Here is an 8,491-nt window from a genome sequence, read left to right as displayed (position 1 = left end):
CATTGCTGGGAATGTAAGCATTGAAGATGGAGGATTTAGAACTGAAATTATCGACTATCTTAAAAAAATGGGATATGAAATTTCAATCAAAGACAGATATTCCTTTTATCATGGAGCAATTCATGCTGCAATGAAACTTCAAACCCTAGATGGATTTCATGGGGTAGCTGAAGTAAGACGTGACGGTATAGCAGAAGGTGTGGATTGACTACATTTCCAGTATTATTATCAATTCCTCATGGTGGAACAAGAAAGCCTGCAGAACTTGATGGACATTTGTCTATAACAAAAAAAGATCTGTTTGATGATTCTGATCCTTTTGTGATAGAACTTTATAATTTGGGCGACAAGGTTCAACGTGTAATTAAAACAGACATCGCAAGAGCCTTTGTGGATCTTAATCGCTCTAAAGAAGACATGCCTCCAGATAATCCTGACGGATTGATAAAAAGCATGACTTGTTATCAAAAACCAATCTACACAAATGGAAAAGCGCCTGATCAATCTCTTTGTAATTTGTTGATAGAGATGTATTACATGCCTTATCATAGGTCTATACAAAAGAGTCTTGAGGAATTAGATTTACAATTATGCCTTGATTGTCATTCAATGGCATCTATTGCACCTGGAATATCTCCTGATGGAAATAAAAATCCTAGACCAAAGTTTTGTTTGTCAAACAATGATGGACAAACATCATCACAAGAAATGATTGAATTACTAGCTGATTCTATGTCCAAATCATATTCCATTGATAGGGATGAAATATACATAAACAATCCATTTCATGGAGGTTACATAACTAGAACCTATGGGAATAAACCATTTCCTTGGATCCAAGTTGAGATGAACAGAGACTTGTATTTGCAATCCCCTTGGTATGATGACGATTCTCTTATTGTGGATCCTAATCATCTCCAAAAATTAAACAGGCAATTTGAAAAATCACTTGATATTTTGTTCTCAAAAATCTAATTTCTATGTTTTTCTGATACATCAAATGTCAATTTTCTTTGAGTCTATTTCTGATTAGGCGTTTTTTTGATCTTCTTCTATGAGTATGATTAGGACATGCAAGCATTGCGGAAATGAATTCCATGACTTGTACAGGGTTTGTTGCTCCGCAAAATGTGCTAAAGAGATCTCTTAGGTTGAAGACATGAAAAATCAAAATAAAGCTTTAGGTAAATATTGGTCTGGCCAACATTTTATCGGAATATCTGTTTTTGACAGTAAGGGAAATGATTGTGGAAAAATCCAATCAATATGTATTGATCCTAAAACCTTCTCAATATCTGGAGTCATGGTCAAACGAAGATTATCTGCACCATATTTCATTTCTGTTACTTATTTTGAAATTCTGACTGAATCTTCTCTTAAATTAAATTCAATTCCAATTAAGCCTCATGACAAAATTATAGATGTAGATGGAAAATCTGTAGGAAAAGTAATCAAAATCAATCTTAATTCTGAAACAAACAAAATTGAGACTTTGGAGATAAAATCACGATTCAAATCAAAAATTATCCCTTCTGAAAGAATTGTTGGTGTTGGAGATAAGATTACAATTAAGGGCCCATCTTTCAATTAGTATGACCTAACTATGTATCTGTTAAAATAATACCTATACTCCAAAAACTTGGTAACAACAGAATGGTTGATGAAAAAGAGAATGGGAATCTTGGAAAAACTATCAAGAAAAAACAAGAGCACGTTCTTGATGATGTTACAAAAAATTACTCACAAACAGTAGAACATGGAAAACAGCTTGGAAAAGCATCTATTGCAAAAATTAATCAAATCACCAATAATACTGCAGACTATCTCAAATCCAAAGAGTATTTGAAAACAATAAAAATCAACTCACTAAAAATACGTGACAAAGGGTTAGAACAAAAAAATATGCTAAAAAAGAACAGCCCTAAATTCTATAAAAAAATATCCCGTGCTTTTTTCCTTTTCTTTGAATTACTTGTAGGGAGAATAAAACTTGGTACACAATATGGTTCTGCAAGTCTTGAAATTTTAGAAAAACTAGCTAAACTAAAAGAATTAGGAATCATCACTGATAAGGAATTCAATGAGAAAAAGAAAAAAATCTTAGATAGAATATGAAATTTGGTAAGGGTTTGAAATAAAATTGGTTCATGAAGAAAATCTAAAACCTGGAAATGTACCGTCTAAACAAACTATCGTACTTAGAACTAAACTATTGCCTCAAGATGTTGTGGGTGTTTTAGAGAAAAAGAAAACATCCTTTTTTGGATCTACATTAAGACGACCAAAACCTGACGAAGTAACCGTTGAGAGTCCTCAATTGTATTTTGAGCAATTCATTTTTGTCTTGGGTCATTATGACATTGATTTTAATCGAGACACATCATATGTGATCAAAGTAGATCCTGATGTGACTGAAGTTACAATTGGTAACGAAAAATTTCCAATTTTAAATAAATCTGGTGTATGGAAAAAATTTGGGAAAAAGATGAAAGAAGGAGTTGGGATATCTAAACAAGATTTAGAAATCAAAGTAAGTGAAAATGTAGTAAAAAGCATGACTGATTCTATATATTTAGACAATAACGGATTAGAAACTGCTTTTCATTATAGTACCAGTTCAGATTCAGTAGAAAATTACGTACAAAAGGTTCTGGATATAAACAAAGATCATATACGAACAAACAATCTGTCTGATGATGATGTTTTCTTAAAACTAGCTCACAAACTTAAAGATAGCCTAAAACATGATTTGAAAATCAATCATGAAGAATATCTCATAACAGAATTTCGTGAGATATTTGTCCCGATTTATGAGACAAAATGCTATGATAATAAAAACAAGGTTGTTGTTGCACGAGTAGATGCAATTACTGGAAAACTCGTCTAAATTATGACTGTTGAAGTGACTGATTTTCTTGCATTGTTAGCATTGTTGCTAGGTGGAGGTATGATTGGTGCAGGAATAATGAAAAAAATAAAATTCCCAACAATTATTGGCTTTATACTAATTGGAATGATTGCAGGACCCTATGGTCTTGGAATAGTTGATGATGTGGAACTTATCAATCTCCTGGCAGAACTTGGAATAATTATTCTTCTGTTTGTTGTAGGTTTGGAATTTAGTTTGCAGAAATTACGTCAAGCTGGAATAAAATCAATTCTAGTTGGAATGACTGAACTTTCAATAATGTTTTTCTTGTCATACATTGGCGCATTTTCATTTGGCTGGTCTCATTTAGAAGCACTATATCTTGCAGGAATTTTATCTATCAGCAGTACTGCTATCTCTCTTCGAATTATGAGGGATCTTAAATTAGTCAAAACCAAAGAATTCAATACTGTTATTACAATTTTAATAGTTGAAGATCTTGCAGCCGTTTTACTTCTTGTAATTTTAGGAAATGCATCTGATGGTGCAGATCTTGATTTTACTGGAGTCGGAATCTTAGTTTTACAAAGTCTCACTTTCTTTGTCATAGCATTAGGTTTAGGAATAAAATTAGTTCCAAAACTTTTAGAAAAAATTCATGATTTGGACATACCTGAGGCTCCATTTATCACTGCACTGGCATTAGGCTTTGGTTTGGCAGTTCTTGCTCATTTTCTAGGACAAAGCTCTGCAATTGGCGCATTTATCATGGGAATGATTATTGCATCATCAAAACATTCAGAAAAAATCACCAAAAAAGTTCTACCGTTACGTGATTTCTTTGGTGTGATATTTTTTGTATCTATTGGCATGCTAGTCAACATTATGGCTATACCCGAGGTTGCATTGATTTCAATTCCTATAGTGATTTTAGCTGTGATTGGAAAATTCATAGGAAATTTCTTTGGAGCTACAATTGGAGGACATAATGTGACTGGAGCTTCTACTATTGGAACAGTAATGGTACCTAGAGGCGAATTTTCCTTTATCATGGCAAAACAAGCAGTAGACGGTGGGTCTGTTAGAGATACTTTGTATCCTGTTACAATGCTTGTAACGTTAGCAACAATGTTGTGTATTCCTTTGTTGTTGAAAGTTTTACCAACACTTACTAACAAAGAAAGTCTTGTTCCTATGCGTCTCTTGAATCCTATTTTTATTGTTGGTAAATTCTTACACAAACTTATGAATTCTTTAGATGAAGATCACCAATTTAATAAAATGCTCCGAGAACATGGTCCAAAGTTTTTTGTCAATCTTATGATAGTTATTGCAATTTTGGCAATAATTGATTACTTTAATGATTACATTGTAACTATCATGGCACAAATTGGAATTCCTTTGGCAATTGAACCCGAAGTGCTGTTGACTATTGTAAGTGTTTTATTGATAATTTATCCTGTCATTGCAATGCTTGGCAAAATTGAAAAATTAGTTACTAACATGTCTGATGTCTTATCTACAAAACTAATTCCTGCTGATACACAAAAGATTGAAGAAAAACCACTACATAGATTATTGCGAAATATTTTCTTTGTTGGGTTTATCTTGATACTAGTTGCTGTGATTCAACCATATGTTGGTGATATTGAATTTTTACCATTTTTGCCTTTCATAATTTCAGGAATTGGTCTTGCAATAGCGGTATTGCTGATTGCAGATTCTGTATTTGTATTTCAAAAATTGTCTCATGGTCATATTATGGAGAGTCTGCTAAAAGAAGACGAAAATCCTGAACCTGAATAAAAATAATTCTTGATTTGGTTTATCAAAAAAATTACCTTTTTTATGAAATGGTAAATTTTGAGGTAAAATTTACAAATATTTGTAATTTACAGGGTATCTTTATTTATCTTAAATCGGATTTAGTGTATGCAAGCATACATTCTCATAAATTGTAACACCGGTAGCGAAATGAACGTTATTTCTGAATTCAAAGAACTATCTGAGATAACTGAAATCAACGGAATTTGGGGTAAATATGATATTTTTCTCAAAGTCAAAACTATAGATCCTAACGGCGTAGAAGAGATTATCAGAAGACTGAGAAATCATCCTGATGTCACTGATACTTTTACCATGCACGTATTGTATGGTCAGGGCGGAAGTATAGATCAAGAAAATTAATCTTTCACCCATACGTTTCATATATACAATATGTTAAAATTATATCTCTATACTTTTTAAAAATTAGCAATACATGTTGTCGATTCTTTTTAGAAAATTTTTTAACAAATACAATATTACAAATTGCAGGAATTCCATTGAAAGCTTCTGACTTATTTGTAAAATGTCTGGAAAATGAAGGGGTTGAATACATTTTTGGAATTCCTGGAGAAGAAAATGCAGACTTTATGATGTCATTATCTGAATCAAAAATCAAATTTATTTTAACACGACATGAACAAGGGGCTGCTTTTATGGCAGATGTCTATGGGCGATTAACTGGAAAAGTTGGAGTATGTTTGGCCACTCTGGGTCCTGGTGCAACAAATCTTGTTACTGGCGTTGCAAATGCGAATATGGATAGATCACGATTACTTGCAATTACTGGACAAACTGATTCTCATCTGTTACACAAAGAATCCCATCAAAACATGGATGCGATTACGATGTTCAAACCAATCACAAAATGGAATTGGTCAATACGCAATCCTCAAAACATTCCTGAAATTGTAAGACGTGCATTCAAAATATCACTTGAAGAAAAACCTGGAGCAGTGCATATTGAACTACCTCAGGACATTGCTAAAAGAGAAGCAGACATTCCTCCTATTGAACCCCAACACATCTTTAGATCAGAACCAAATGAAGAATTAATCAAACAAGCTACACAATTAATTCTTCATGCGAAAAATCCTATAATTTTCTTAGGAAATGGATGTGTTAGAGAAAATGCAAGTAAAAATTTACGAAAATTTGTTGAAAAAACTGGTATTATAGCCATGAATACGTTCATGGGAAAAGGAATAATTTCTGATGATTCTCCACTTCATTTGCATACTATTGGAATCAAAGATGCAGATCATGCATTACTTGCTATGAAATCTGCTGATGTTGTAATTGCAGTAGGCGTTGATCTTGTAGAATATAGTCCTAAAAATTGGAATCTTGAATTAAACAAGAAAATAATTCACATTGATTTTACACCTTCTGAAGTGTATACCTATTACAGACCCGTAGTGGAAATTGTCTCTGATATAGGTGATGCAGTTGATGCAATCTTGGCTGAGTTAGAATCTCAAAAAAAATCCCATCCTGAATTAGATGTATTTCCACGAAAAGAAATTCCTGAAATTTTTAAACAAATTTTACAAGAAGTTGATGAAAGACGTGATTCATTTAATGATGATACTGCATTTCCAATCAAACCTGAAAAATTAGTGATTGATGTTCGTAATGCCTTAGGCGAGTATGATATTGTTTTGTCTGATGTTGGTGCTCACAAACTTTGGATATCTAAAATTTACAAAACATATCAGCCAAATACTTGCATTATTCCAAATGGATTTTGTTCTATGGGATTTGCATTCCCTGGCGCTATTGCAGCAAAAATGGTCTATCCTGACAGAAATGTGGTAGCAATGTGTGGTGATGCAGGTTTTCTGATGAATATACAGGAACTTGAAACTGCAGTAAGATTAAAGATCCCCATAATTACTGTAGTGTGGTGTGATCGTGATTTAGGAATGATATCAATGAAACAAAAAAATGAGTTTGGAAAAAGTGTCTTTACAAAATTCACAAATCCCAATTTTATCACATTAGCTGAAAGTTTTGGTGCTGTGGGTTATGTAGTAAAATCCACTGAAGAATTTCCAATGATTTTAGAAGAAGCTAAGAAAATTATAGATAAACCTGTGATTATTGCAATTGATGTAGATTACTCGAGAAACAACGTTCTCTTAAATGACAGCCATTATCAAAACGTAAAAGCAAAAGTTTGATCATTCAGAAACAATTCTGAATAAAATTAATTTATTTTCAACACAATGCTCATGATTTTACTTTGGGAGGTTCATCCTTGATTTTATTATCAAAAAATAAACAAGCAGTAAGGTCGCCTGTGACATTAACCATAGTTCTAGTCATGTCTAAAATTCTGTCAACTCCTAATAGTAACACTACTGCCACTGGAGGAATTCCAGCAGCTATCAAAATTGTTGAAAGAATGACTATTCCTGTGCCTGGAGCTGATGGTGCCCCAATTGATGCTGCAAGGGCAGTCAAAGAAATTAGTAAAATTGTGGTGAATCCTAAATCGATATTGAAGAGCTGTGCTAAGAAAAATACTGCAATTATTTGATATAATGCTGTTCCATCCATATTGATTGTAGCTCCTAAAGGGATAACAAACTGAGAAATTTTGGATTTTACTTTCATCTTTTCTTCTGCAGTTTTAATTGACAATGGCATAACTGCAGCAGAACTGGAAGTTGAAAATGCTAGCAATTGTGCATCTCTCATCATCGTAAAAGTTGAAAACAATGGTCTCTTTGTGAAAAATTTAATGATTAACATGTAAACAAATATCATTACAAAAAGGCCTGCAACAACAGTTAGCATATATGCCCCTAGTCCGGTAAGTGCAGACAATCCAAGCTTTGATGTGATGCCTGCCATTAAACCAAATGCTGCAAATGGAGCTAAACGCATTGCCCATGACACTACTTTTAGTGTAATTTTTTGAACCGATTCTAACAAGTCAAGTATTGGTTTTGAACTTTCTTTGGGTAAGGTGATCATTGAAACTCCGATGATTATTGCAAAAACAATGATGCTTAACATTTCACCAGACATAAAAGATGCCAATGGGTTGCTTGGAATAACCCCTATGATGCTTTGAGGAATATCAAAAATAGATATTTCTTCACCTTGAACTGGCTCTGCATCTTCAATCCCAAAGCTTTCTCTAATCAAAGAACTATCGATGAAATTCCCTGGTGCAATGGTAGTTACCATGATAATTCCAATTGTCAATGCTATGGCAGTGGTTGCAACAAAATACAAGGCAACTCCAAGGCCCATTTTTTGAAGCTGTTCTAAACTTCCAGAGGACGTTAGTCCTCTAATTATAGATGCAAAGATTAATGGTACAATAATCATTTGAATAATTTTTAGAAAGAGATTGGCAGGAATGGATAACCAATCAGTAATTATTTCTGCCGTATTTTTTTCCACAATTCCAAATTCTGGACCTAAAATCGTGCCTACAATTAATCCTAAAAATAACGCAAAAAGCACTTGAGCCCATAATTTTTTCTTTACAAGATATGTGACCTGAGGAATAGGATACTTGAATGATTTTAGTGCCAATATAGTATTATCCTATTTCTATTATATTAAAAAAATGTAATTTTTGTTAATGATTGTGTTTTTCATGCTTTTTTTGTAAACTGTCTATCTTTTTCATGAATTCTCTTCCAAATTTTTGATATCTTGCAACTCTGGATATCTGATTTTTTTATTGAGAATCAGTTCAATCTTAATATTAGATGGTTTATGGTTTTCTTTGTGGATCTTAACAGAATTTTGGTACCTATTGACGGCTCAAAAAAATCC

General features: G+C 33.0%; 8 protein-coding genes and 1 pseudogene. 8 read left to right on the top strand and 1 reads right to left on the bottom strand.

The features are described from left to right. The 8 genes and pseudogenes from OEW78_RS09040 to OEW78_RS09005 form a co-directional block, all read left to right on the top strand. Positions 1-208: pseudogene (locus OEW78_RS09040) on the top strand (gamma-glutamyltransferase); the annotation flags it as partial. Then, on the top strand, positions 205-975 hold the full coding sequence (locus tag OEW78_RS09035; RefSeq protein WP_300326978.1) for an N-formylglutamate amidohydrolase: 771 nt from the start codon (positions 205-207) through the stop codon (positions 973-975). The pseudogene OEW78_RS09040 and the gene OEW78_RS09035, both read left to right, overlap by 4 nt. A 184-nt stretch (positions 976-1,159) precedes the next feature. Beyond that, positions 1,160-1,591, top strand: coding sequence for a PRC-barrel domain-containing protein (locus OEW78_RS09030; protein WP_300326977.1), 432 nt, complete (start codon positions 1,160-1,162; stop codon positions 1,589-1,591). A gap of 62 nt (positions 1,592-1,653) precedes the next feature. Then, entirely contained in the window at positions 1,654-2,115 is a 462-nt protein-coding gene (locus OEW78_RS09025) for an SHOCT domain-containing protein (RefSeq protein ID WP_300326976.1), read from the top strand. 25 nt (positions 2,116-2,140) lie between these two features. Further along, positions 2,141-2,887, top strand: coding sequence for a hypothetical protein (locus OEW78_RS09020; RefSeq protein ID WP_300326975.1), 747 nt, complete (start codon positions 2,141-2,143; stop codon positions 2,885-2,887). A 3-nt stretch (positions 2,888-2,890) separates the two neighbouring features. Next, positions 2,891-4,675 carry a cation:proton antiporter gene (locus OEW78_RS09015; RefSeq protein WP_300326974.1) on the top strand — a complete coding sequence of 595 codons (1,785 nt, stop codon included), beginning with the start codon at positions 2,891-2,893 and terminating at the stop codon, positions 4,673-4,675. 126 nt (positions 4,676-4,801) lie between these two features. Next, positions 4,802-5,056 (top strand): Lrp/AsnC ligand binding domain-containing protein, encoded by a 255-nt coding sequence (locus OEW78_RS09010; protein ID WP_300326973.1) that lies wholly within the window; start codon positions 4,802-4,804, stop codon positions 5,054-5,056. Positions 5,057-5,193: 137 nt separating this feature from the next. After that, a complete protein-coding gene (locus OEW78_RS09005; RefSeq protein ID WP_300326972.1) occupies positions 5,194-6,876 on the top strand; it encodes an acetolactate synthase large subunit in 1,683 nt (560 codons plus the stop codon). 49 nt (positions 6,877-6,925) lie between these two features. Here the strand turns inward: OEW78_RS09005 and OEW78_RS09000 are convergent, their stop codons facing one another. Further along, a complete protein-coding gene (locus tag OEW78_RS09000) occupies positions 6,926-8,245 on the bottom strand; it encodes a dicarboxylate/amino acid:cation symporter (protein WP_300326971.1) in 1,320 nt (439 codons plus the stop codon). Between the last annotated feature and the right edge of the window lie 246 nt (positions 8,246-8,491).

Origin of the sequence: Candidatus Nitrosopumilus sp., from assembly GCF_029882185.1 — an archaeon.
GTDB lineage: Archaea > Thermoproteota > Nitrososphaeria > Nitrososphaerales > Nitrosopumilaceae > Nitrosopumilus.
This window is presented reverse-complemented; position numbering and strand designations above follow the sequence as displayed.

Coding starts and splice junctions, on each gene's coding strand:
- OEW78_RS09030 (WP_300326977.1), top strand. CDS start 1,160: ATGAAAAATCAAAATAAAGCTTTAGGTAAATATTGGTCTGGCCAACAT.
- OEW78_RS09010 (WP_300326973.1), top strand. CDS start 4,802: ATGCAAGCATACATTCTCATAAATTGTAACACCGGTAGCGAAATGAAC.
- OEW78_RS09015 (WP_300326974.1), top strand. CDS start 2,891: ATGACTGTTGAAGTGACTGATTTTCTTGCATTGTTAGCATTGTTGCTA.
- OEW78_RS09025 (WP_300326976.1), top strand. CDS start 1,654: ATGGTTGATGAAAAAGAGAATGGGAATCTTGGAAAAACTATCAAGAAA.